Origin of the sequence: Brevundimonas sp. (genome assembly GCF_036402095.1) — a bacterium.
Taxonomy (GTDB): domain Bacteria; phylum Pseudomonadota; class Alphaproteobacteria; order Caulobacterales; family Caulobacteraceae; genus Brevundimonas.
In genome coordinates this window covers 1-24,092 of sequence record NZ_DASWTO010000024.1, presented here as the reverse complement: position 1 = coordinate 24,092, position 24,092 = coordinate 1, and the positions used below count along the sequence as shown (strand labels likewise).

General features: G+C 68.3%; 19 protein-coding genes. 5 read left to right on the top strand and 14 right to left on the bottom strand.

The features are described 5' to 3' along the window. A partial coding sequence (locus VGD32_RS01975; RefSeq protein ID WP_331030226.1) for a TonB-dependent receptor plug domain-containing protein occupies positions 1-1,574 on the bottom strand: 1,574 nt, incomplete at its 3' end. A gap of 79 nt (positions 1,575-1,653) precedes the next feature. Then, positions 1,654-3,162 carry a hypothetical protein gene (locus VGD32_RS01970; RefSeq protein WP_331030225.1) on the bottom strand — a complete coding sequence of 503 codons (1,509 nt, stop codon included), beginning with the start codon at positions 3,160-3,162 and terminating at the stop codon, positions 1,654-1,656. A gap of 283 nt (positions 3,163-3,445) precedes the next feature. On the opposite strand from VGD32_RS01970, the gene VGD32_RS01965 reads away from it, so the two are divergent. Beyond that, complete coding sequence (locus VGD32_RS01965) at positions 3,446-4,216, top strand: A24 family peptidase (RefSeq protein WP_331030224.1); 771 nt, start codon at positions 3,446-3,448, stop codon at positions 4,214-4,216. A gap of 88 nt (positions 4,217-4,304) precedes the next feature. Beyond that, positions 4,305-4,676 (top strand): helix-turn-helix transcriptional regulator, encoded by a 372-nt coding sequence (locus VGD32_RS01960; RefSeq protein WP_331030223.1) that lies wholly within the window; start codon positions 4,305-4,307, stop codon positions 4,674-4,676. A gap of 48 nt (positions 4,677-4,724) precedes the next feature. Here VGD32_RS01960 and VGD32_RS01955 read toward each other — a convergent pair whose 3' ends face one another. Beyond that, the gene (locus tag VGD32_RS01955) at positions 4,725-7,199 is read right to left on the bottom strand and encodes a cation-translocating P-type ATPase (RefSeq protein ID WP_331030222.1); all 2,475 of its coding nucleotides are present in this window, start codon (positions 7,197-7,199) and stop codon (positions 4,725-4,727) included. 297 nt (positions 7,200-7,496) lie between these two features. Here VGD32_RS01955 and VGD32_RS01950 point away from each other — a divergent pair, with 297 nt between their 5' ends. The 3 genes from VGD32_RS01950 to VGD32_RS01940 are packed head-to-tail and all read left to right on the top strand — an operon-like array spanning position 7,497 to position 11,786. Further along, positions 7,497-8,174: an ABC transporter ATP-binding protein gene (locus VGD32_RS01950; protein WP_331030221.1), complete on the top strand. Its 678-nt coding sequence runs from the start codon at positions 7,497-7,499 to the stop codon at positions 8,172-8,174. A gap of 5 nt (positions 8,175-8,179) precedes the next feature. Beyond that, positions 8,180-10,555: an ABC transporter permease gene (locus VGD32_RS01945; protein WP_331030227.1), complete on the top strand. Its 2,376-nt coding sequence runs from the start codon at positions 8,180-8,182 to the stop codon at positions 10,553-10,555. Positions 10,556-10,559: 4 nt separating this feature from the next. Further along, on the top strand, positions 10,560-11,786 hold the full coding sequence (locus VGD32_RS01940) for an efflux RND transporter periplasmic adaptor subunit (RefSeq protein WP_331030220.1): 1,227 nt from the start codon (positions 10,560-10,562) through the stop codon (positions 11,784-11,786). A 98-nt stretch (positions 11,787-11,884) separates the two neighbouring features. Here the strand turns inward: VGD32_RS01940 and virB11 are convergent, their stop codons facing one another. From virB11 to VGD32_RS01885, 11 genes are all read right to left on the bottom strand, one after another. Continuing rightward, entirely contained in the window at positions 11,885-12,880 is a 996-nt protein-coding gene (virB11, locus tag VGD32_RS01935; RefSeq protein WP_331030219.1) for a P-type DNA transfer ATPase VirB11, read from the bottom strand. After that, positions 12,877-13,893: a TrbI/VirB10 family protein gene (locus VGD32_RS01930; protein WP_331030218.1), complete on the bottom strand. Its 1,017-nt coding sequence runs from the start codon at positions 13,891-13,893 to the stop codon at positions 12,877-12,879. The genes virB11 and VGD32_RS01930 overlap by 4 nt, the downstream gene beginning before the upstream one ends. Positions 13,894-13,949: 56 nt before the next feature. Continuing rightward, the gene (locus VGD32_RS01925; protein ID WP_331030217.1) at positions 13,950-14,636 is read right to left on the bottom strand and encodes a TrbG/VirB9 family P-type conjugative transfer protein; all 687 of its coding nucleotides are present in this window, start codon (positions 14,634-14,636) and stop codon (positions 13,950-13,952) included. After that, the gene (locus VGD32_RS01920) at positions 14,633-15,409 is read right to left on the bottom strand and encodes a type IV secretion system protein (protein WP_331030216.1); all 777 of its coding nucleotides are present in this window, start codon (positions 15,407-15,409) and stop codon (positions 14,633-14,635) included. Before VGD32_RS01920 ends, VGD32_RS01925 begins: the two co-directional genes overlap by 4 nt. After that, positions 15,406-16,620: a type IV secretion system protein gene (locus VGD32_RS01915; protein WP_331030215.1), complete on the bottom strand. Its 1,215-nt coding sequence runs from the start codon at positions 16,618-16,620 to the stop codon at positions 15,406-15,408. Before VGD32_RS01915 ends, VGD32_RS01920 begins: the two co-directional genes overlap by 4 nt. Further along, positions 16,620-18,992 (bottom strand): VirB4 family type IV secretion/conjugal transfer ATPase, encoded by a 2,373-nt coding sequence (locus VGD32_RS01910; RefSeq protein WP_331030214.1) that lies wholly within the window; start codon positions 18,990-18,992, stop codon positions 16,620-16,622. Before VGD32_RS01910 ends, VGD32_RS01915 begins: the two co-directional genes overlap by 1 nt. Further along, the gene (locus VGD32_RS01905) at positions 18,971-19,255 is read right to left on the bottom strand and encodes a type IV secretion system protein VirB3 (protein ID WP_331030213.1); all 285 of its coding nucleotides are present in this window, start codon (positions 19,253-19,255) and stop codon (positions 18,971-18,973) included. The genes VGD32_RS01910 and VGD32_RS01905 overlap by 22 nt, the downstream gene beginning before the upstream one ends. A gap of 4 nt (positions 19,256-19,259) precedes the next feature. Next, the gene (locus VGD32_RS01900; RefSeq protein ID WP_331030212.1) at positions 19,260-19,586 is read right to left on the bottom strand and encodes a TrbC/VirB2 family protein; all 327 of its coding nucleotides are present in this window, start codon (positions 19,584-19,586) and stop codon (positions 19,260-19,262) included. Between the two features lie 246 nt (positions 19,587-19,832). Continuing rightward, positions 19,833-20,309: a hypothetical protein gene (locus tag VGD32_RS01895; RefSeq protein WP_331030211.1), complete on the bottom strand. Its 477-nt coding sequence runs from the start codon at positions 20,307-20,309 to the stop codon at positions 19,833-19,835. Positions 20,310-20,347: 38 nt separating this feature from the next. Beyond that, positions 20,348-20,821, bottom strand: coding sequence for a hypothetical protein (locus VGD32_RS01890; RefSeq protein WP_331030210.1), 474 nt, complete (start codon positions 20,819-20,821; stop codon positions 20,348-20,350). 58 nt (positions 20,822-20,879) lie between these two features. Beyond that, the gene (locus VGD32_RS01885) at positions 20,880-24,074 is read right to left on the bottom strand and encodes an RHS repeat-associated core domain-containing protein (protein WP_331030209.1); all 3,195 of its coding nucleotides are present in this window, start codon (positions 24,072-24,074) and stop codon (positions 20,880-20,882) included. Positions 24,075-24,092: the final 18 nt, after the last annotated feature.

The following is a 24,092-nucleotide window of genomic DNA, read 5'->3' as shown; positions in this document are numbered from 1 at the left end:
CCGGCGTCATAGGCGCCCGCGCCGTTGGTGCCCGAAACCTGGCGCAGCTCGATCGTGGTCGGGTTGATGTTGAAGTCGGAGAACAGGAAGTCGATGCGGGACTCGCGCTGTTCATCCGTCAGCCCGCTGACCGCGGCCAGTTGAAGATCGTACCGGGTCGCCTCCCGCGTCGTGTCCGCATACGCGAGCCCGAGGCTGAACACGGCCTCCCGGGCTTCGGAAAGCGGCAGGGTGTAGCTGACGTCGGCGCCGCCGGAGATCACGTCCTCGTCCAGTTCACTGAACGAGATGAGGTTCGACGGATTGTGGATGTAGTCGCCGTCGGCGTTGACGCCGTACTGGAAGCGCGACTCGTAGGGCGCGTCCCGCGACGTGCGGGCCCAGGCGGCGCGCCAGTCGAACTCCAGCGCCCCGTCCATGAACAGGTGTTCCCCCGCCAGCTGGCTGGACAGCAGCTGCCGCACGAACCACTCGGTGTAGTCGTCCCGCAAGACCGCGCCGCCGGCGCTGAGGTCCGGTCCGGCGCTGGTGCGGGCCTCCTTGGTGGTGCTTCGGACGTAGAGGTTGGTCCACTTCAGCTCGTGGTCCGGGTTGGTCAGCGACAGACCGGCCAGCAGGTTCAGCTGCAGGTCGTTCTGATTGGACTCGAAGGCCTTGCTGGTCACCGGGACAATCACGTCGCCCGAGAACTGCCCCTCTTCCTGGAAGCCCCGGCGGGTGCTCCAGTTGTTGCTGTAGCCGGCGACGCCGATCAGGCCCAGGGTGCCGATGCTGCTGTCGCTGGACAGCCCCCCCGCGAGGTCGAACCCGAAATTCACCGGCGTCGTCTCGCGCTGCAGCAGGCGCAGGGGCGCGTTGACCAGCGACTGGCCCATCACCTGAAGCTCGTCGGTCGAGAAGTTCGCGCGGTTGATCTGCCGGCCCGACCTGAAGGCCAGGGCGATCTCGCCCGGCACGTCGCGTGTGCCATCGTCGAAACCGGTGAAGTCCGTGCGCGAGCCGTAGTAGATCAGGCTTTCCTCGTTGGTGGTTTCGGTGTCGCCGCCGACCGAGGCCGAGAAACTGAAGAAGGATTCCCGGGGGGCATCGACAGTGCGCAGATCGATGACCCCGCCGCCGAACTCGCCAGGAAAGTCGGAGGAATAGGTCTTCTGGACCGTCACGCTCTCAAGAATGCTGGCCGGGAACAGGTCCAGCGGCACGACGCGCTGCAGCGGTTCCGGGCTGGGCAACGGCGAGCCGTTGAGCAGGGCGGAGGAATACCGCTCGCCCAGGCCGCGGACATAGATGAACCGCCCTTCCACGATCGTCAGCCCGGTCACCCGCGTGAGGGCGGCCGCGGCGTTGGAATCGCCGGTGCGATCCAGGTCTTCCTGCGTGAGGAAGGCGGCGACCTCCGAACTCTCGCGATTGGGTTCGGGGATGTACCGTCCGAGCACCACGACCTCTTCAATCTCCGTGGTCGGGTCGGGCGCGGGCAGCGCGGTCGGGGTCTGGGCGGCGGCGACCCCGGGCGCGATCAGCGCGCTGGTGGCCAGCAGGAGCCCGGTCAGGGTCAGGTAAGCGGTCTTCATGATCTGCGCCTTGGAGAGTTTCAACGGACGGGGCGAAAGCCGGCGGCGGCTCGCTGGAGCCGCCGCCGCGCATCCGTCGTCAGCAGGTCGCGCCGGACGTCAGGCCGCACGTCCAGCCCTGCCACCAGGTGTCGGAGGCGTTCTGGACGGCGCCGACGTAGGTCGTGGCCGTGAAGAACGGATAGACCGCCGGGGCGTTGGCGGGGGCGACCGCCGTCTCGTTGGCGCCGTTGATGAAGGTCAGCACCTGGTTGCTCAGGCTGGCGCCCGAAGCCGGGGCGGTCAGGGTCGAGGTTCCGGCCGGGGTGTTGTTGCTCCCGGCGGTGAAGACCGCCTGCGACCGGGCGGCGTTGGCCGGGCGATATGAGATGCCGCACGACATGTAGACCGAGGTGAAGGTCGGCAGGCTGGTCTCGGTGTCGGCGTCGGCGATGTCGAGGCAGCCGGCCTGGGACCCGGCCACGCTCGTGAATACCGAGTTGATCACCGTCGCGTCCGTACCCGTGTCGAAGTGGGCGACGGTGTGGGCGTTGGTCGGCGAGTTGCGGCCGACGAGGGTGAAGTTGGCGATCTTCGGCTGGGACACATAACGCGAGGCCAGCGGCGTCGAGGCCGGAGCCGACGAGAACTCGAAACCGGCGCTGCGGCTGGTCGCGTTCGGCGGGCGCTGGGTGACGATGCCGAACTGGGCGCCGCCACGCCAGCCGGTGTCGGTGTCCAGGCCATCGTCGTCGGCGCCGGTGATGACCAGATGGCGCAGGTTCACATGGCCGCCGAAGATTTCGATGCCGTCGTCCGAGCTGTTGTGGATCTGGACATGGTCGACCGTGGTGCCCGAGCCGACGCCGGCCATGGTCAGGCCCTGCAGTTCGTTGCCGGGCGAGATCTCGAAGCCGGAGTACCTGATCTGCACATAGCGGATGCGGCCGGAGTTATCGGTCGGCGTATTGCCGCCGTAGAAGGCGCTGGTGCCCTCGACCGTGCCGGTGCAGGTCACCGGCGCGGTCAACTGGCAGTTGGCCTGGGGCGCCCGGCCGGCGATGACCAGACCGCCCCACTGACCCTGCGAGGTCTCGGTGGTCGTGCCCTCGACGTTCTGGCGGCTGGTGAAGACGATGGGCTGGGTGGCGGTGCCCTCGGCGAAGATCTGCGAGCCGCGGTTGACCAGCAGATAGTCCGAGCCGCCCGAGGCGAAGATGCGCACGCCGGCCTCGATGGTCAGGATGCCCTGGGCGCTGCCCGGCGTGGGCGCGGCGGGGTCGATGCCCCGGTCCGTTCCGACCTCGGTGCGGCCGCTGATCGAATAGATGGTGCCGGCGCGCAGCGGCACCGTCAGGGCGCCGACGATCTGCTGCGGCAGCTGACATACGCGCAGGGTGTTGTTGGCGACGAGGCCGACGTTGGCGAAGCCGCTCGGGCAATCGGGCGCGGGCGTCCCGGGAGGAAGGGGCGTCGGGCCGCCGCCGCCGCCCGTGCCGCCGCCGAAATCACCCTCGCCGGGCGAGGCGACCTCGGCCGAACCGCAGGCGGCGAGGATCATGGCGCTGGCGGAGATCGCGAGCAGGGTTTTCAGTCGAAGGCCGGTCATCGTTTCCACCGTGTCTGGTCCAAAGGATCAATCGGCAGGACGACCGGACACGCGGTCCCGTCGCGGCGAACTCGCCCCCCTGCCCGGGCTCTCGATAGAAGGCGGTTGTGACACCGTGGCCGCTGAACCGTGACGGTTGCGGCGCACCTCTGTGAAGTTGTCTTGGCCGTTCGGTGAAACACCGTCCCGGTACGGCGGGATCGTCACAATCCAGCGGTAGAGCCGGCGGCCAGGGGCGTGTCTGAACGACCCGAAACCGGGTGTGACACTTCGGGGGACCTCGATGGACTTCGACACAGGGTCGGCGCTTCCGGCCGTCGCGCTCGGCGGCGTGGGAATACTGGCCGGAAGCTTTCTCGGCCTCGTCAGCCTGCGCCTCCCCGAGGGCGAGGGTTTCGTGGGCGGGCGGTCCCGCTGTCGCGGATGCGAGCGTCCGCTGGGCCCATGGCGGCTGATCCCCTTGCTGAGTTATGCAGTCTCCCGCGGCCGATGCACCGCCTGCGGGGCGGCCATCCCCGTGCGGTATCCCGCCATGGAGGCGGGTTGCGCGGCCATCGGGGCCTGCGCGGCCCTGAGCCAGCCATCGCTGGCCGCGGCCCTGCTCACGGCCCTGCTCGGGTGGCAGCTGCTGTTGATCGCGGTAGTCGACGGCGAACATTTCTGGCTCCCGGACCAGCTGACCCTTCCCCTGTTCGGAACCGGGCTCCTGGCCGCCGCGATTCTGGACCGGTTGTCGGTCGTGGACTCCCTGGCCGGCGCGGCGGTCGGTTTCGGCGGTCTCTGGCTTGTCGGTCGCGCCTACCGCCATATCCGGGGCCGCGAGGGCCTGGGCGGCGGCGACCCGTTTCTTCTCGCCGGCGGCGGCGCATGGACCGGATGGATCGGCCTGCCCAGCGTCCTGCTCTGGGCCGCCCTCGCCGGGCTGAGCGTCGTCGCCGCACGCCTTCTGACGAGGGGCCGGGTCTCCGGCGCGGACCGTCTGCCGTTCGGCGTATTTCTGGCGATCGGCGTCTGGCTGGTCTGGCTTCTGGGGCCGCTGGGCTTCACCCCCTGAACCTTGCCGGCGCCGGCAAACCTTCCGCGAAACGACACAAATCTGCGTTGCGGCCGCGCTAGTCCAAAAGACGGGGACGCCGCAACATATGACCATCAAGCGCAAATCCGACGGAGCGGCAGAAGCGCGGAACAACCGGCTGCTGGGCCAGCGCATCGCCCTGGCTCGCTCGGCCAAGGGCCTGACGCTGGCTGAACTGGCCGCGCTCGTCGGCGGCGGGCATCAGTTGATCCAGCGCTATGAGACGGGCGAAGTGGCGGTCCCGTTCGGCCGGCTCGTCCTGATCGCCCATGCGCTCGAGACGCCCTTGAGCACCCTGATCGGCGATGGGTTCGACGGCGTCGCCGCCGAAGAGCCGGAGACCCGTGTCGTGCTCCAGATCGCCAGGATCACCGGCCGGCTCCCGCCCGCAAAGCGGGCGGTGCTTGTCGCCCTGGCGAAAGAGCTGGGCCGACCGTAGCGCACGCCGAAGACAGGATCAGCATCGGCCCTGGCCGCCGCACCGCGGTCAGGGCGTGTCACGCAGGAGCTGTCGCCTGACCAGGCGAACCGCGCCGCTCCATCCTCCCGCCAGCAGGCCGCAGCCGATCGCCAGCGCCAGATGCATCGGGTGCGGGGCGCTGAAACGAAAGAGGTCGGCGACCGACGGCAGGTAGAGACCGGCGAGAAGGACCGCCGTCAGTCCTGCGGCGATGCTCCAGAACAGACGCCGATGTGGACTGAAGAGGCCGACGCCGGCCGAGGCCGCGTTGGCCATGGCCAGCGCCAGATTGCCCACCGCAAGCGCCACATAGGCCGCGCCGCGGGCTCCGGCTTCTCCGGCCTGCGGCAGAAGCCAGAGGTAGAGCCAGAGAACCGCCGCCAGGATCATCAGACCTTGACCCAGGCCCGCCGCCAGTTCCCCGATCCCGAAGAGGCGCGCGCCCGGCGGTCGCGGGCGGCGCCGCATCGCGTCCGGCTCGCTGGGTTCGGCCTCGAAGACCAGGGCGCAGACCGGATCGATCACCAGTTCGAGCAGCACCACGTGGACCGGAAACAGAAACGGCGGCGCGCCGAGGAGGATCGGCAGCAGGGCGAGGCCGGCGATCGGCACATGGATCGCCGTGATGTAGATCAGCGCCCGGCGCAGGTTGGTGAATATCCGGCGACCCAGCCGCACCGCGCCGAGGATCGAACCGAAGCGGTCGTCCAGCAGGACCAGATCGGCCGCCTCCCGCGCCACGTCTGTGCCCCGGCCGCCCATGGCGACGCCGATGTCGGCGGCCTCCAGCGCGGGGGCGTCATTGACCCCGTCTCCGGTCATGGCCGTCACCTCGCCATTGGCCTTGAACGCCCGGACCAGGGCCAGCTTCTGCACCGGCTGCACCCGGGCGAAGACCCGCACCGTCCGCAGGCGCTCCGCCAGCGCGCCCTCGTCAAGCGCGGCGATCTCCGCGCCGGTCATCAGCCCCCCCGAGACGTCGATGCCGGCGTCGCCGGCGATCTTCAGCGCCGTGGCCGGATAGTCCCCCGTGACCATGGCCACATCGATGCCGGCGCTTCGGGCGAGCTCGAGAGCCGCCGGCACGTCGGAGGCGACGGGATCGAGGAAGCCGACCAGACCCCGGAAGACGAAGTCGAGCGCCTCGGGGGCCGCGACGGCCTCATCATGGCTGGCCTCCGCCACGGCGAGAACCCGCAGGCCGCTCGAGGCGAGGCGGTCGAGGGCGGATCGCGCGGCGGCGGCCTGATCGGGGTCCAGCCTGCACAGGGCGAACACGGCTTCGGGCGAGCCCTTCGCCGCGGTGCGCCGCTTACCCGCGGTCCGCCAGGTTTGCACAACCGCGAGGCGCTGGGGCGCCAAGGGCCAGACCTGTTCGGGCCGACCCGGGCACACAGGCCCACGCAGGGCCGTCAGGGCCATGTCCATCGGATCGGTCGGCCGGGGGCTGCTCGCGAGGATCGCCGCCTCCAGCACCGCGCGCAGCGATGGCCCGGGATCGTCGTCAGGGGCTCCTTCGTCGTCTGGGGACCAGACCGCCGCGACTCCCATGCGGTTCTCGGTCAGGGTGCCGGTCTTGTCGACGCAGAGGACGGTGGCGCCGCCCAGGGCCTCGATCGCGGCGGCCCGGCGCACCAGCACCCGATGCTGCGCCAGCCGCCAGGCGCCGAGCGAAAGGAAGACAGACAGGACGACCGGGAATTCTTCCGGAATCAGGGCGATGGCGATGGTGATGCCGGCCAGGGCGCCTTCGATCCACAGGTCCCGGAGCAGCCCGTAGGCGGCGGCGACGACCGCGGCGAAGATCAGCGCCATCCCGCCGATCCAGACCACGACGCGGCCGGTGGATCGCTGCAGCGGCGTCCGGTCCCGGTCGATGGCCGCCAGGGAGGCGCCGATACGGCCCAGCGCGGTCCCGGATCCGGTCGCGGTGATCCGGACCACGCCCTGTCCCGCGACCGCGAGCGTCCCGGCGAAGACCTGTTGCGAGATCCCGGACTGCGTCGCGCCTGCGCCGGTGCGGACGACGGGCGCGGACTCTCCGGTCAGCGCCGACTCGTCGATCTGGAGCACCTCGGGTCCGATCAGAACGCCATCGGCCGGAATTCGCTGGCCCTCGGCGATCAGAACCAGATCGCCCCGAACGAGCTCCCGCGCCGGGACGGCCAGGGTCCGCCCCTCTCGGATCACCCGGACAACCGGATCGGCCATCCGGCGCAGCGCCTTGAGCGCGGCCTCGCTGCGAGCCTCCTGCGCGACCACCAGACCTATGGTGGCCAGTCCGGCCGCGCCCAGCAGAACGCCTTCGGCCCGGTCGCCGAGCGCCGTATAGAGGGCCGCGGCCGCGGCGAGCAGCAGGAACATCGGCTCACGCAACGCCGCCGCGACGATCGCCCGGAGGGGCCGGGTCCGGTCCGCGGTCAGCAGATTGGGACCGTCCTGCTCAAGCCGGCGCGCCGCCTCCGCCGCATCCAGACCGGTGAACGAAGACTCCGGGGACATCGCCGCTCCACTGCTGCGCCGTACCCTGCGCGTCGAGGTGGCGGACAGGCTAGATCGTGCGTGCCCGCGGGCGTTGATCCCGGTCAAGGCCGCGCCGGGCGCTTGATCCAGATCACGGGCGAATTTCTGGCTGCTGGCATTCTGCGCGGACCGTCCCCGGACCCGCGCCGCCATGCCCAGCTGGATCAGACAGTGAACCGGATTTCACCGCCCGCCGCGCAAGGTGGACCTATGCCCCGCGTCGGGCCGGGGCCGGTTGCGGCCACGTCATCCTGGCCCTGCTTCCGCGCCAGGGCCGTGACCAGGGTGTATGGCTCCGGCCCCGCGGCGGTGCACGCCCTGCGCGGCGTCGACCTCGACCTGCCCGACGGCGAGATGGTCGTGGTGCTGGGCGCGTCGGGCAGCGGCAAATCGACCTTTCTCAACATCCTCGGCGGGCTGGACACGCCCACCAGCGGACAGGTGCTGTTCCGGGGCGAAGACATCAGCCGGGCGAGTCAGGCGCAGCTGACCGAGTATCGTCGCCGCCACGTCGGGTTCGTCTTCCAATTCTACAACCTCATGCCCAGCCTGACCGCGCGCGAGAATGTCGCCCTCGTCACCGAGATCGCCGAGGCCCCGCTGAGGCCGGAGGACGCCCTCGCCATGGTCGGCCTGGAAAACCGTCTGGATCACTTTCCGGCCCAGCTGTCGGGCGGGGAACAGCAACGGGTGGCGATCGCCCGCGCCGTGGCCAAGCAGCCGTCCGTGCTGCTCTGCGACGAACCAACCGGGGCGCTGGATTCGACCACCGGCGTGCGGGTGCTGGAGGCCCTCAAGACCGTCAATGACACCCTCGGTGCCACCACGCTGTTGATCACCCACAACGTCGCCATCGCCGCCATCGCGGACCGGGTCGTGCTGTTCGCCGACGGGCGCGTGCGCGAGGTGAGAGAGAACCGCACCCGGCGTCAGCCGCGGGACATCTCGTGGTGACGCCGATGCCGGCCTGGATGGGCGCGCTGGACCGCAAGTTGGTGCGGGAGCTCTGGCGCATGAAGTTCCAGGCCCTCGCCATCGCCTTCGTGGTCGCGGGGGGCGTTGCGGTCCATCTGCTCGCCGCAGGCATGCTCAGTTCGCTGCAGGAGACCCGACGGGCCTATTACGAGCGCAACCTTTTCGCCGACGTCTGGGCGCCGACGGTCCGGGCGCCGCAGCGCCTGCTCGATGACATTCGCGCCATCGAGGGCGTCCAGGCGGCGGCGGCGCGCATCAGGGCGCCGGCGCTGTTCGCCATGGAGGGAATGAGCGCGCCCGCCACCGGCGAGGTCCTGTCGTTGCCGGACGAGGGGGAGCCGGCGGTCAATCGGCTGCACCTGGTCCGCGGCCGGCTGCCGACTCCCGGCCAGCGCGACGAAGCCGTAGTCTTGAAGGCCTTCGCCGACGCCCACCGGCTCGAGATTGGCGACCGCGCGCCGGTGACGATCCGTGGAGGGCGGCGCGTGTTGACCGTCGTTGGCGTCGCCCTGTCGCCCGAACATGTCTACGCCATCGGTCCGGGTCAGTTCGTTCCCGACGACCGCCTTTTCGGCGTGCTGTGGATGCGGCGCAGCGCCCTGGCGCAGGCGGTCGATCAGGATGAAGCCTTCAACGAGGCGGTGGTGCGCTTGTCGCGGGATGCTTCGGAAGCGGCCGTGATCGCCGACCTCGATCGCCTCCTGGAGCCCTACGGGGCGCCGGGAGCTTACGGCCGCGCCGACCAGATTTCCGACGCCTTCCTCTCCAGCGAGATCGATCAGTTGACGACCATGGGCCGGGTGCTGCCGCCCGTCTTCCTGCTGGTGGCGGCCTTCCTGGTCAACGTCGTGATTTCTCGGCTGATCGCCGTGCAGCGCGCGGGCATCGGCCTGCTCAAGGCTTTCGGCTACCGGGATCGCGACGTCGTCGCGCATTACCTCAAGCTCGTCGCCGTCATCGCCGCGGCGGGGGTGCTGATCGGCGGCGCGGCGGGAATCTGGCTGGGGCAGGTGATGGCCGGCCTGTACATGGAGTACTACCGCTTTCCGTTCCTGCTGTTCCAGGCCGACCCGTCCGACTACGCCGTCGTCGTCGGCGTAGCCATGACCACCGTCATGGCCGGGGCGGTGCTGGCGGTGCGGCGCGCGGCGGTGCTGAATCCCGCAGAGGCGATGACGCCGGCGCCCCCGCCCGACTATTCCAGAGCGGCCGGCGCCCGCATCACCCGGTTGAAAGTCCTTGATCAGCAATCGCGGATGATCCTGCGCCAGATCGTCCGCTGGCCGTGGCGGGCGGCCCTGACGGTGGCCGGGATCGCGGCCTCCGGCGCGCTCCTGATCGGCACCCTGTCGATGATGGACGGCATCGAGGTGATGATCGATTCCAGCTTCAACGTGTCGAACCCCCACGACGTATCGGTCAATTTTGTCGAGTCCCGCCCGCGCGCGGCCCTGTTCAGCCTCGCGGGCGAGCGCGGCGTGCTGGCCGCGGAGCCCTTCCGTGTCGTCGCCGTCCGTCTGCGACACGGCGCCCGGGAGGAACGCGCCGTGATCACAGGCGCCCCACAGGACGCGACCCTCTCGCGAATGGTCGACGACCGGAACCGGACGGTCTCTCCCTCTCCCGGCGGCCTTGTGCTGTCCGGCGATCTGGCCGCCACACTCTCGGTCCAGCCCGGCGACACCGTTGAGGTGCAGGTCACGGAAGGCCGCCGGCCGCGACTCGCGGTTCCCGTGTCGGCGATCACCACCAGCTACGTCGGGTCCGGCGCCCGGATGCGTATCGAGGACCTGAACCGGGCGCTTCAAGAGGGCGCGCAGGTGTCCGGCGCCTGGCTGACTGTCGACTCCGACCGGACGGCGGGCCTCTACGCCCGCCTCAAGGAGATGCCCGCCGTCGTCGGCGTGGGCCTGCAGGCGGAAGCCGTCACCCGTCTGGCCGCCATGCTCGACGAGAACCTCGGCCGGGCCATCCTGATCTATGTCTTCTTCGCCGGGCTGATCGCCTCGGGCGTGGTCTACAACACCGTACGCATTTCCTTCGCCGAACGGCGGCGCGAGCTGGCCTCCCTGCGGGTGCTCGGCTTCTCACGGGCGGAGGTGTCGTACATCCTGCTGGGCGAGGTGGCCTTCCTGACGCTCCTGGCCCTTCCGCTCGGCGCGGCGGCGGGGGCCCTCCTCGCCTGGTATCTCAGCCACGCCATGAGTTCGGACCTGTTCCGGCTGCCGTTCGCCGTTTCCCCGGCGACCTTCGGCCTGGCCGGGGCGGTGGTGCTGGCCGTGACGGTTGTATCGAGCCTGATGGTGCGGCGTCAGATCGACCGGCTTGACCTCGGCGAAGCCCTGAAGACCGGAGAGTAGCGCCATGATGATCAACCGGTTCAACATCAAATTCCGGACGCTCTTCTGGGCTGCGGCCAGCCTGGCGCTGGTGGCGCTTCTGGTCTTCGCCTTCCGTCCGCGCCCGGTCCTGGTGGACGTCGGCCAGATCGACCGCGGGCCGCTGACGGTTGCGGTCAGGGACGAGGCGCGCACGCGGATCCGCGACATCTATGTGGTTTCGGCGCCCGTCTCCGGCCGGTTGCTGCGGATCGGCAACCGCGCCGGCGAGCGGGTGGAGGCGGGGGCGGTGATCGCGATCATCCAGCCGGGGCCTCCCGTCTTGGTCGATGAGCGCTCCCGTCAGGAAATCCAGGCCGCCGTCCGCTCCGCCGCCGCCGCGGTCGAGCTCGCCCATGCCGAGCTGGAGCGGGCGGAGGCGCAGCTGGCCCACGCCCGTATCGAGGCCCAACGGACCGAAACCCTGTTCGCCGCCGATGTCGCATCGCGGAGCGCCCTCGATCGCGCCCGTCTCGACGTCCGCACCGCCGTGGCCGCGGTCGACAACGCCCGGGCCGCTATCGGCGTCCGGCAGGCGAACCTCGAGGCGGCCCGCGTCGGCCTGATCGAGCCGGGCGCGACCGGCGCAAGCAGGCGGTCGGTGACCATCCGTGCGCCCGCGGCGGGCCGGGTTCTGCGCGTCCTTCAGGAGAGCGAAAGCGCCGTGCTCCAGGGCGCGCCGGTCATGGAGATCGGCGATCCACGCGAAATCGAGGTCGTGGCCGAATTGCTCTCGAGCGACGCGGCCCGGATCGCCGTGGGCGCGCCGGTCGTGATCGACGCCTGGGGCGACGGCGCCCCGGTCCGCGGCCGGGTCCGGCTGGTCGAACCCTATGGCTTCCTCAAGGTCTCGGCGCTCGGTGTCGAGGAGCAACGGGTCAAGGTGATCATCGACCCCGTCGATCCACCGGCGGCCTGGGCGGCGGTCGGCCATGGCTACCGGGTCGAGGCGGCGATCACCGTCTGGAGGGCCGAAGCGGTGGTCAGGACGCCCGTCGCTGCCCTGTTTCGGGACCGGGGCCATTGGGCGGTGTTCAAGGTCGAAGGCGGGAGGGCGCGCCTGCAGCGGGTCGAGCTTGCCCAGAGCAATGGGGAGATGGCCGACGTGCGTGCGGGACTGAGACCGGGTGAACAGGTGATCCTGCATCCCGGGCAATCCGTCGTGGACGGCGGCCGGGTGCGCATCCGGCCTTCCTCGCTGAACCGCAACTGACGACGCTTGCGCGCCGCTCCCGCCTCGCCGGAAGCCGATGCGCGGAGATCATGGGCGGCGATGGCCGTGCGCCAGACGTGAGACCCGGCACACGGCGTTCACGTCTCGTGTCTCAACGCAATCTCTGAAACACTGCGCCGCCCGGCCTTGCGGGACAGCTGAACGAACACGTCGATCGTCGAACGGATATAGTGCGTGACGTCTTCCCGACGCAGGGTCGTTCCGCCCTGCAGGACCAGCAACGCGATCTGCTCGATCGCCCGCTCGGGACTGTCGGCATGGACGGTGGTCATCGACCCCGGATGGCCGGTGTTCACGGCGCGCAGGAAGGTATAGGCCTCGAGCCCGCGCAGCTCGCCGAGGATTATCCTGTCCGGCCGCATGCGAAGCGAGGCGTTCAGCAGATCCTCGGCCGTGACCAGGGCTTCGCCGAGGGGGCTGCGCGGGGCGATCAGACCGACCGCGTTGGGATGGTGCAGTTGAAGTTCGGGCGTGTCTTCAATGAAGACCAGCCGTTCCTCCTGCGGGATTTCGCGGATCAGGGCGTTGAGGAAGGTCGTCTTCCCCGTCGAAGTGCCTCCGGAGATCAGGATGTTCCGGCGGCCTCTTACGGCTGCGCCGAGAAGACCGGCGATGTCGCCTGCTCGCAGCTTTTCTCGCAGCTGGGCGTCCAGGGCGGTCTCGCGCCGCGACCCGCCCAGATGCGCGCCTTCGAAGGCGCCCCCCGCCACATAATCGGCCAGCCTGAGATCCGGAGAGACGTGCTTGCGGATCGCCAGGACCGTGCCGCCCCGGGTGGCTGGAGAAACGATGATCTGCACCCGCTCGCCGCCCGGCAGAGCCGCCGAAAGGATCGGATGCTCGCGACTGATGCCCTGGTGGGCATGGGCCGCAACCTGTCGGGCCAGCCGGGTCAGGGCGGTTGCGTCCAGTCCGGCTATCCTGTGACGCTCGATCCCGCCGCCGAGGGTCTCCGCCCAGCATTCCTCGGGCGCGTTGACATAGACGTCCGTCACATCGTCGCGGCCGAGGATGTCGGCGAACGGCGCCAGGTAACTTCGCAGATAGACCTGTTCTTGAAGGACGGCGGTCATCGCCGGGCCTCACCGGACGAGAATTCCAGATCGCGCGTGACGATGACTGCGACCCTGGCTCCGGCCTCCACCCTGAGCGTCGCCTGCCCGCGCGATCCGCCCGTCGACCCGTTCGGGAACGCCGCCGCCCCCGTCGAGGCGACGATCACCGGCGCGTCGCCGCCGATGCTCTGGGTCGCCAGGGTGCTCCCGACATTCAGGATCGACTGCAGAAGCGCTCCACCGAACCGTTCCAGGAAATGATTGTCGACCCGCCCCTGAACCCCCGCCCGCCCCTGCAGGTCCGCGGCGGGAGAAGCGATCGCGACGGACACCCCGTCGGGCCGCACCAGGCGCGTCCATTGCACCAGGGCGCGGTTCTGACCGGGAGCCATGTCCGACTGATACTCGCCGAACAGCCGGGTGCCCCGCGGGATCAGGACCTGGGCGCCGTCGAAGCCGGTGACGTCGCGGGACACGATGGCCCTGACATGGCCCGGTCGCGTGGAGTCGAGCGCGGTCTCCAGGACCGCGGGGATCAGCGTACCCTGCGGCACCGTCATGGACCGGCGGCGTAACCGGGTCGCGCGGACCGGACTGTCGCCTTCGGCAGCGGCCCCGCCCTCCTCGCGCGACGACGTCGTCGTATCGATCACCAGAACCGCCCCGGTTCCCCCACTCTGCACCGGCATCGCCGCCGCCGGGGCCGAGGGCGCGAAGCTCGGCGCCGGATAGTTGGGCAATGGAGGGGGCGCCGGCGCCGGCGGCGCGTAACTCTGCGGGGCGACCGGGGCGGGAGCGACCAGCGCGACCAGAGCATCCGGAGGCGGCGGCGGCGGCGGCGGGAGCGGAGGCAGGTAGAGCGGCGGCAGGGCCGACGGCAGGCTCACCTGATCCACGTTCCGGACCTGGGTCGACGGCGCGGTCATGTCGCGTCGCTGACCGTCGAGAACGCCGAACAGCAGAACGCCGCCCAGTATCACGAGCCCCGACAGCAGCCAGACGGGCGGAGGACTGCGCCGCCTGACGACCACGGGGCGGATGTCCGCTTCAGCCCCACCCTGGGGACGAGGGCCATTGGCGGCGGCCGTCATCCCCGGGGCCTGACGCGGTTGCGGCTGGCGCGCGCCGTCTGCCGGTCCAGTCGGAACAGCAGCGTTTGATGCACGGCGTCGATCACATAGATTCCTTCGCGCATATGCCCCTCCACCAGCATCTCGTCGCCCCGTTCATCGATGGCGAAGACCGCCGGGATCGCCTGCTGGGCGCGCCATTCGATGGAGGTGCGTACGCCGTCGTCACTGATGGCGACGGGGCGGAGCGCCTGGGCGCCCCGCAAGCGGTAGCGCCCGACGGGTTGGGGGGCGGCGGCCGGCTCGCTGGAGACGGCCGCGCCGGGATGCAGGAATCGCACGGTGAACGGCGTGTCGGCCCCGGGGCCATGAGCCGACGACAGTTCGAAATTATAGACCCTCGTGTCGGTAATGACGGTCATGTTCGTGGCGCTGTTCGGCCTCAGCGGCTTGAGGAAGAGAGCGTCACCCCGACTGTTGAGCGTCACCTGCCAGCCGTCGCTGTCGCCGATGCCGACATTTTCCACCCGTTCCTCGGCGTCGAAGATGATGGTCGACTGGTAACCCGTCGCCACCCTCAGGCGAAAAATCTGGCCGGCGTCGTACTGGATCGTTCGCAGCCTGGGATCGACCTCCGGAGCCGGCGGTGTCTGGGCCAGCGCCGGCGCGCCCGACAGCAACAGAAGAAGGACCAGGCGTTTCATGGCGTTCCCTCCGCCACGGCTTCGCCCTGGACCATCACGGATCCGGACTCATCGATCGGATAGGGGTCCAGCGAAACCACCGGATCGGCAGCCGCCAGAGCTTCGGGATCGCGCCTGTAGCTCAGCACCTGAAAGCCGAGCGGGTTGAGGAACCGGTCCTCGGCGGACATCGGTTCGCCCGAGAAACGATACTGGACGATCGCGACCCACGGCCGGGCCGGCTGATGCTGTCCGCCTTCGTCCCGCCTGACGGTGTCGAAACGCACGAGGGCCGACTGCCCGTCCAGCGGCGACACGCTCTTGACCCGCGTTTCGACGATCGAGCTTCTCGGATAGAGCGTCAGCGGCCCGTCGAGGTTCGAGGCCTGCATGAGGGTGAGATAGTCGCTGCGGGCCCGGTCCGCGGACCAGAGGCCGACCTTCTCATAACTGGCCTGCAACGTCGCGATATCGAAGCTTTCGCGCGCGATGACGTACTGGACGAGCATCGACTGGACCAAGGACCGATCCGGCGTGATCTGGCCCGGGTCGAGGGGCTTGAGCGCCTGGACGAAGCCCGTGGTCCGATCGACCATCAGCGTATAGGGCACGACCGTCTTCAGGGGCATGAGCGTGATCAGGGCGATCGCCTCGGCGACGGCGACCAAGACTGCGGCCGCCGCGACGATCCAGGCGATCCGGCTCGCTCTTCGGAGCGCACTGATCTGGTCCGTGGCCCAGCTTCCGGCTTCGCGGTAGTAGGCGTTGAGCGCTTCGCGACTGACTTTTTTCATGAACGGCGGTCCCGAAGAGCAGCCCCAAGGGATTTCCGCGGCCGTGTCCGGCGCAGGCTCTGACCCAGGGCAGGAACGGTGAAGTCCCCGGTGACATCCGGCGTCCGGGCGCGTCCCGGCTCGGCTCCCGCAGTGAGGGGGGACGCGGTTTGCGTCTGGTATGATTGTTCCCGGCGCAGGGATGCGGCGAGGGCGTCGGCGACTGCCAGAGCGCGAGGGGCGGGACGCTCGGCCTCGGGCGAGGTCGAGGGCGCCGGGACCGGCTCGGACGACGGAATAGACGTGGCGGCGGCCGCCGTGCTGCGGACGAACGGAATGTTGACCGCAAAGGCGAGGGCCATGATCAGCGCCAGCGATCCTGCCAGCGCGAGGGCGAAAGCGAGACACATGATCAGCAGTTCGACGGGCGCCGCCGCCGTGATCATTCTGGCCTGGCGCAGGCTGAGCACCTGCGCCAGCCACGGTTCGAACAGCGCCAGTTGAACGCCGAGCAGGATCGTCACGACGGTCGAGCTCAGCATCACGAACACCAGGGCTCGCGCCCAGCCGACGACAATGCCGCGCGTCATCCCAAACAGCAGCAGCCCGGCGACCAGCGGCGCCAAGGCCAGGAGAATCCCGGCCGTCAGCCGCACGACCGCGAACGCCGCCACCGTGCTCGACAGAAATACGACACGCGCGGCTCCGAAGGCGGGGTCGTCCGCGATCGGCGTGCGCTGGGGCGGCTCGCCCTGAATGTTGGCGCCGGGAGGCGTCAGGGCGGTCACGTCGTTACGCCCCGTCCCCAGATTGATCAGGCGGCTTATCGAGACGTCGGCGGCCTGCAGGCGTCCGACCAGGTTCCCATCAGCGCCGGGCAGCCTGGCGCTGCCGCCGATGATGGCGCTCAACTGCGCGGGCCCCTGAACGATCACGTCGTAGACGACTGTCCGGTAGGCCGGCCAACTGGTGGCTATCGTCAGCACCACGCCCACCTTGGCTACGGCCATCACACCGTCGCGCAGGGTCGGCGTCCCGCCCAGCATCATGCGCAGGCCGAATATGGCGACGAAGATCGTCAGCAGGGCCGTCAGCACGAGGGCCAGCGGCGAACCCGGGTCGGCCATGGCCTGATAGCCCGCCGCTCCGATCGTCTGTCCCTGACAGTCGATGTGCCGCAACAAGGTCGACAGAAACGTGTCGCCGGTGGCGAGCGCCGGACAGGTCGCCATCACGCCCGCTCCAGCAAGGGGGACATCCAGTCCGCCGGATCGTCGCCGACCGACGCCCGGATTTCGTCGAGCAGGCGGACGGTGCGTTCGCGGCCCGAGAGGATGGTCAGGACATCGCCCTCTCCGGACAGGTCCAGACGGGCGACGACGCTCTCTCCACCCCGCTTGATGAGGAAGCAGTGCGCGCTGTCCGGCAGGGTGCGGATCAGGTCCAGTTCGTGGGGCGTGAGTCCGAAGCCCTGGACATAGTCCTCGGTTCGCGCCTTCGCGTTGACCATGAAGATCTGGGTCGCGGCCTGCTCGATGATCGCGCTGGCGATCCGGCTCTCGAGGGCGTCCTGGGCGCTCTGGGTCGCAAAGCCGACGATGCCGTTGCGCTTGCGGATGGTCTTTTCCCAGTCCTTGATGCGGCGGACGAAGACGTCGTCGTCCAGCGCCTTCCACCCTTCGTCGACGACGATGATCGCCGGCGAGCCGTCCAGGCGCTCCTCCACGCGATGGAAGAGGTACATCATCGCCGGGGTGCGCACGGCGGGGTCGTCGAGCAGCACGGTCATGTCGAAGCCCACGGTCTCCACCGACAGATCCGTGAGATCCGCGGGATTGTCGAACAGCCACGCCCTTTCGCCGTCTCCCCACCACGGACGCAGCCGCGACCAGAGGTCCCCGGCGTGGGGACGCTGGTCGCCGCGGAACAGTTCGACCAGGTGCCTCAACCGGCGGTGCTCGACGGGCTGGTCGAAATTCGCGCTGATCGCATCCCTGATCCGGGCGAGATCGTTGACGTCGGCCCCGCCCGCAAGCTGGCTCAGCCAGTCGACCAGAAACCCCCGATTGGCCGGTGTGTCGTCCAGCTGCAGCGGATTGAGTCCGGAGGCCTCGCCCGGTCGGAGCAGGTCATAGCGTCCGCCGATGGCGCGGATGAAGAGCTCCGCGCCGCGATCCTTGTCGAAGAAGATGATGCGCGGGGACAGCCTGCGGGCCTGGGCGAGCAGGAAGTTGAGCACGACCGTCTTGCCCGACCCCGAGGGACCGATCACCGTGAAATTGCCGAGGTCGCCCTGGTGGAAGTTGAAGAAATACGGCCCCGCGGCCGTGGTCTCCAGCAAGGTGATGGCGTTCCCCCAATGGGAGCCGGTCGCCGCCCCCATCGGGAAATTGTGCGCGCTGGCCAGGCCGGCGAAATTGTTCGTCGAAACAAGGCCGCGACGGGCGATATATTTGAAGTTCGCTGGAAACTGCGCCCAGAAGGCCGGCTCCAGCGCGATGTCTTCCCGGACGGCGACGATGCCCATGTCGGCGAGACTGGCCGTCACCTCCGCCACCGCGGCGTCGACCTCGCCCGGGGTGTCCCCGCGCACGGCGATGGTCATGTGATGCTCGCCGTATCCCGCGCGCCCGGCCGCGACATCGTCCTTGGCCTGGGCCAGTTCGCCGCGCAGGGAGAGGGCCTCGTCCTCGGCCGAGCGCATGCGGCGCAGGGCGAGATTCATCCGGTCCAGCGCGGCCTGCCGCTCCACGAAGGCGAACGACTGGGTGATGGTGAGTTCGAACGGCAGGCGGAGAAGGTCGTCGAACATGCCCGGCGCGCTCCAGGCCGGATAATCCTTGATCGAGACCAGACCCAGAAAGCCGCGCGGCAGGTGGCCGACGGCGGAGAGCTCCACCGCTTCCTGACCGAAACTGACCCGCCGGTACGGCAGGTAGGCCCCGAGATCCTGATGCGGCAGCAGCACGGCCCGCTGTTCGCCGTTGTAGAGCTCGGACAGGAACTCCAGCGGCTCGGAGCAGACGCCGGTGGGGGTCTCGTAGACCCCGAGAAGGCGGGGCGCATAGTCGCCGAGGGCCGCGATCAGGGCGTCCCGCCCCGCATCCAGCTGAGCCAGTTCCGAGGACCGGGCGGCGTCCGCCTCCTCTCCGGCGCGAACGAACCATTCGCGGAGCCGGTCGGCGGCGCCGATCCGTCCCTGCAGCGGACGGCGGATCAGCGTCAGATAGAGATCGTTGACGAACAGCGCCTTCGTCGCGAGCCGGTCCGCCCATCGGTCTCCTAGCGTCTGCGAGAATGCGTCCGGCCAGGCCGCCTGCTGATCGATCTCCACGCGCCGCCGGACGACGTGGTGGTAGAGGGCGAAACGCGACGAGCCGATGGCCCGCAGCATGGCGTCGCGCAGGGTCTTGCGATAGTTGAGCTCCCCCGTGTCGGCGGTCTCGAACAGGAGGCCGCGCAGCCGGATCGTCTGCAGCAACAGGCCGTCGCGGGTCTCGAGCGTATGGTCGTCGACATGCCGCGCATACGGCAGATGGACGCCCGCGGCCTGTTCGCGTCTTACGGTTTGAGCCCCCCGGCTCAGGGTCGGTAGGAGTTGCATCGCCAGATGTCGTGGTTCCGCACGCGCGGACATTGGCCGATCCGCATCAGCCAGAGGTCGATCAGCCGGGGCTCCCGCAGACAGAGCAGCACGCCGACCCCGTGGAGAACCAGGGCGACCGGCAGCACCCAGACCGAGCGGAAGATCAGAAACAGCTCGGCCGCGACGACGGCGTTGATCACGAAGTAGTTGTAGGTGACGCCCGCGAACATCTGCGGTCGCGTCAGGGCCGTGAACAGGGGAGAGCGTTCCAGCTGGTCCAAGACGCTAGCCGGCCAGGCCGGCTGTCGACCGGATGCCGGCGACGATGCTCACCGCGCCGAACAGGATGAAACAGCCCAGGATGACCACCCCGCCGTAGCGCCAGTTGATCCGGCCGGTCAGCATCAGCAGGCCCACGCTGGCCACGGCGATCACCGCCACCACGGTGGCGACCGTGCCCAGAAGCGTCCCCTGCAGCCACTGCACCGCCCCGACGATGGGACCGGAGCCCTGCGGATCGGCGAGACCGATCTGGGCGTGAGCGGCGCCCGCCTGGGCGAGGGCCCAAGTTGTGAGGAGGGGTCCGCCGAACGCCTTGATCAACTTTCCCATGCATACTCCCTACAATCTTTGCGGGTCACCCTAGGCGCAGATCGGGGCGGCTGCCAAGGGAGAATGTTCATGCGTGTCATCTGTCGGCAGGTAATATTTCTCAGGGGCAGAGAGTTCAGCGGCACCGCCTCGGACGACCCCGACCAGCACCGGCTCGTCATCCACTTTGAACAAGCTGCGCTTGGACGAAGCCGGAGTTGCCCCACTCGACCGCCGATGAAATCCGGATCTACCCGTCCAACACGTTCAGGAAGACACTGCGGATACAGAAAGCAACGACTCTCCCAGCGCCCATTTGTCGGCTCCCATGTCGATCCTGGGATACTTTTGCAGTCTCTCGTCCTCGCTCGCACAGGAGAACATGATCAGTTCATCGCCAATCGTTCCGGCGCGAGGTTTGTAGGCCGAATTCACATCATAGTTGTCGCCGCTGTAAATTGGCTCCCTCCGGTCGTCATAATCCACATATCGGGCTTCTCTAATAGTTTGTTCTTCGCAGTTTACGTAATATTCGATCTGCGCGCTTCTGACACCGTTCACTGAAACCTTATAGAAAAAGTGGGTGTGGTAGCTGACTGCCGCCCCCATCTCCAATTTAGGTATCCCGTCAACGAGGTAGACGTTTCCCGCGGCATCTCCTGCGCTGAGGACCCACCAATCCTCGTCCTGAACCTTGCTGGCTGACACGCCGACGGAAGTGCCGATCACCAAAAGCAGGGCCAAGCCTTTACCCACCCTACTGAAATATACAGACGACCGTTTCATAGCGCATCCGGCTTGTTGAATTTGATTGAGAGCAGCTCCCATTCGCTCGAGAAGCTTGCTTCGAAATACTCGGAAGGATCATCGTTCAGCAGAACGCCGCAGGGATACACCGCTGTTCCAATATCGTAGCAGGCCGGCTCCCCGTGCGGAGCGTACTCCTTCAAGACCTCAATCACTCTGTCCCTGCCGCCAGCCGCCGCCAGCCTCTCAATGAGCGGGTTTGATCTTTGAAGGCCCCTCGTGAGCGCCTCCTTCGAAATCAAAATGCCGTCGTGATAAGCGAGGGACAGGTTATCACGCCTGTAGACGCATTCGGACAGCGGCCAAGGAACGCAATACTCTTCATTTCCGTCCAAGGCGTAAGAGCTCGGCGGCGGACGGCTTGTCCCGAGCTCATAGACTTGCCATTCATTAAATGCGGCGTCCGCGGGAACGGAGGAGGCGCACCCGCTTATTGCGAACGCCGCCATCAATATGGCGCTAGTCCTTGTCATCGGAAAACCTTCTCACACTCTCCCTGCCGGCGTCTCAAATCCCGGGGAGGCAGAGTTTTGGATCGATTACTCTACCGCCTTGGCTCCGTGCAAGTTTTGATCCCATCCGGACTTCGAAATGTACATGGGGCGTCATCCCTGGCTGCAAATTGCCCGAGCCTCTTGCCCCGGGCGCCGCCGTAAGGCCGATCTCCGTCCCGGCCCTGACTGAAGTCCCTACGGCGATAAGCGAATACATATGACCGGACTGGGTAAAGACGCCGCCACCATGATCGATGACGACTTGCCCACCAAAGCCATTCGCATCGCCATAGTCGGCCCGCACGACGGTTCCGCTGCCCGTCGCGAATACCGGAGAGCCGGGAGGGTTGTAGATGTCCAAGCCTCCGTGCCTGCCGCCCCGGGTGCCGAAATCGGGATTCCCCCCCCTCCCGGCTGGCGGCGCCAATCTCGGATTGGGAACGGGATCAGAGGTCAAAACGCCACCGCACGGGTCTTCCGGTGACTCTCCACCTCCCCCGCCTCCCCCGCCTCCCCCACCGGGACCACCGGGACCACCGGGACCACCTGGGAAGACTGTGGGAAAGTGACACTCATTATGATCAACGGAGTCGCTCTTGGTGACCACGACATAGCCGCCACGTTTGTAGCACTCGGATTCGCTTATATGCTTGCCGTCGAGCCCGAACGGATCAACACGGTTGATCGGGTCGCCTCCCACGTAGCCGTACATATTTGCTCCGGCCTGATACCCGATCGGGTCCGGCTGCAGGAACCGGCCTAGCTGCGGCGCATAGGCCCGGGCCCGGTAGTTGTAGAGCCCTGGCGCCATCCAAGCTTGGCCCGTGTACTGGAAGCGGTTCGCGGCGTCGGGCACGCCGTACTCATCGTAACGGTTGATGCTCACGGACCCGCCGGCCTCCGCGACCCCGACTATCGAACCCCGCTCGTCGGCGATCTGCTGAACGCGGGAGCCGCCGGAATAGCTCGCCACGGGCTGATCCAGATCCGGCCCCGGCACATGGCGTGTCGTCAACGCGCCCGAACTGTTGAACTCGCCGGCCAACTGGGCGCCGGCGTACAGGAAGCGTGACCCCGCGCCGGAGTACAGACGCCCTTGGGGATCGTAGGCGAAGGTGTAGGCCGTCCCTCCGATCGTGCCCGACGTCAGCCGGTTCGCATGGTCATAGCCGTAGCTGTTCCCCAAGGCCGTCGCGATGCTCTTGTTCCCGTTATAGGTGACGGCGGTTCCGCCCACGGAGGTCACCTGGTTCAGACCGTTATTCACATAGCTGGTCGAACCGCTGGTCGGCGCATAGACGTAGGCCGCGTTTGACACAGTGCGGCTAGCGATCTGGCCGGCCGGGTTCCAGGTGTAGGTGAAGGCCACGTCGGCCGCGGACCCGGCCATGTTGTGGCTCAGGCTCGTCATGCGCCCGGCGGCGTCATAACCGTAGGCCGTGGTCGTCCCGTCGCCACGGGTGATCCCGGTCCGCTGTCCGAGGTTGTTGTAGGCATAGGTCGCCAGCACTCCGGTCCCGGAGGCGGCGCCGTTCTCGCGGATCGCCGTCACAGCGCCGTACACATCGCGATCATAGACGGCGTAGAAGCTGTCCGGCCAGTTGATCCGGGTCATCATGCCCCGCTCGTCGTAGACATAGTTCATCGCCCCCAGCCCGCCCGTCTCATGGGTCAACCGCGACAGGGCGTCCCAGGTCTGGCAGGTGGTGTCCGCATCGCAGACGATCGGCAGAATGCCGATCTTGCTGATCGAGGTCGGACGGCCCAGCAAATCGTAGCGATAGTGGACGTCCTGCGTCCCGGAAGGCGCATCGATCATCGTCATCCGGCCGAGGGCGTCATAGGTGTAGCTGGTCACCACGCCCGCCCGATTGCGGCTGGCGACCAGCCGGCCGGAGGCATCATAGGAGACCTGCTCATAGTCAGTTGTCGAGGTTCCGCCGCCTGACGGATTCGGATAACGCAGGACGGTGGGGCGGCCGAAGCCATCATACTGCTGGATCGAAACGTTGCTATTAGGATCGGTCAGCGAGGCGACTTGGCCATTTGCGCCATAGGTCAGGCTGGTGGTGGCGGCGAGCCCGGTCAGGCCATACGCGGTCGTCGTGGACAACGGCCGACCAGCGGCGTCGTAGGTCATGCGGGTGATTCGGTCGGGCCCATGGCTTCCGGCAGTCGTCGCTGTGCAGGCCGACGCCGGCAGGGAAGCCCAAGCCGCCGGATTCATGCGCTCGACTATGCAGTCGGGCCGGCCTGCGGCGTCGTAGGACACTTGCTGCACGGCGACTGTGGCGCCGGCCCCCGATTGCTGACTGGCGAGCACAGGCCTGCCTTGGGGGTCATACGTCGTGGCGCTGCGAACCAGCGGGACGAAGCTGGCCCAGTTAGTGTCAGTATAACCCGGAGTTGTCCCCATCTCGCTCAGGGTCACCTGGCTCCAGTCGTTGTACGTCAGGCGCTGGGCTCGGTTGAGATTCGCGCCGCCGGCGTCGGGATCCGGGCCGACTACGCCGATGCGACGGCGACGGCCGTCATAGCGATACATCGTCGTATCGCCCGAACCAGGGAGCGGCCCGTCCACCGTCGCGGTATCGCCTTCCGGCGTATAGGTCATGGCCGTGACGGCCATCGACGGGTTAGCGCCCGACCCTCGACTGGCGCTGGCGGGCAGCAGGTTGTTGGCCACGCCGGTCGAGCCATAGCCGATCGTGGTGCGGATCTCGTCCTTGGTGCCGATGCAGCTGGTCCCCACGGTGCAGGCGGAGACCTGGGTCAGAAGGGTGACAGCCGAGGGGGCGGCGGCGATCACGCCGCTGCTGTTCTTGTAGTACGCCGTCTGCGGCGCATAGGTGTAGCGGGTCTGCGGCCGCGTCGCGCCCGAGGTCGGCGCCGGGGCGGTGACGGTCAGAAGCCCCCCGTGGGTGCTGCTCCACGTATAGTCCGTGACGTTGCCCGCCGCGTCCGTGGTCGAGGTCGGCAGGTTGCAGGTCACCGGGTTGGAGCAGGTCGACGGATAGACCGCGCTGGTCACCAGGTTCGCTTCCGTCCCGCCGGTCTTGGGCGCGAGCGTGGTTTGGGTGATGTCGCCACGCGCGTCATAGACGTAGCTGGCGGTTTCGCCCTCAGGTCCCGTCGCCGTGGCGACCCGCCGGCCGGTGTTGTAGGTCCAGCTCCAGGTCTGGCTGGCCGCCGGCGAGACGGAGGTCACGAGGGTGGCGGAGCTGGG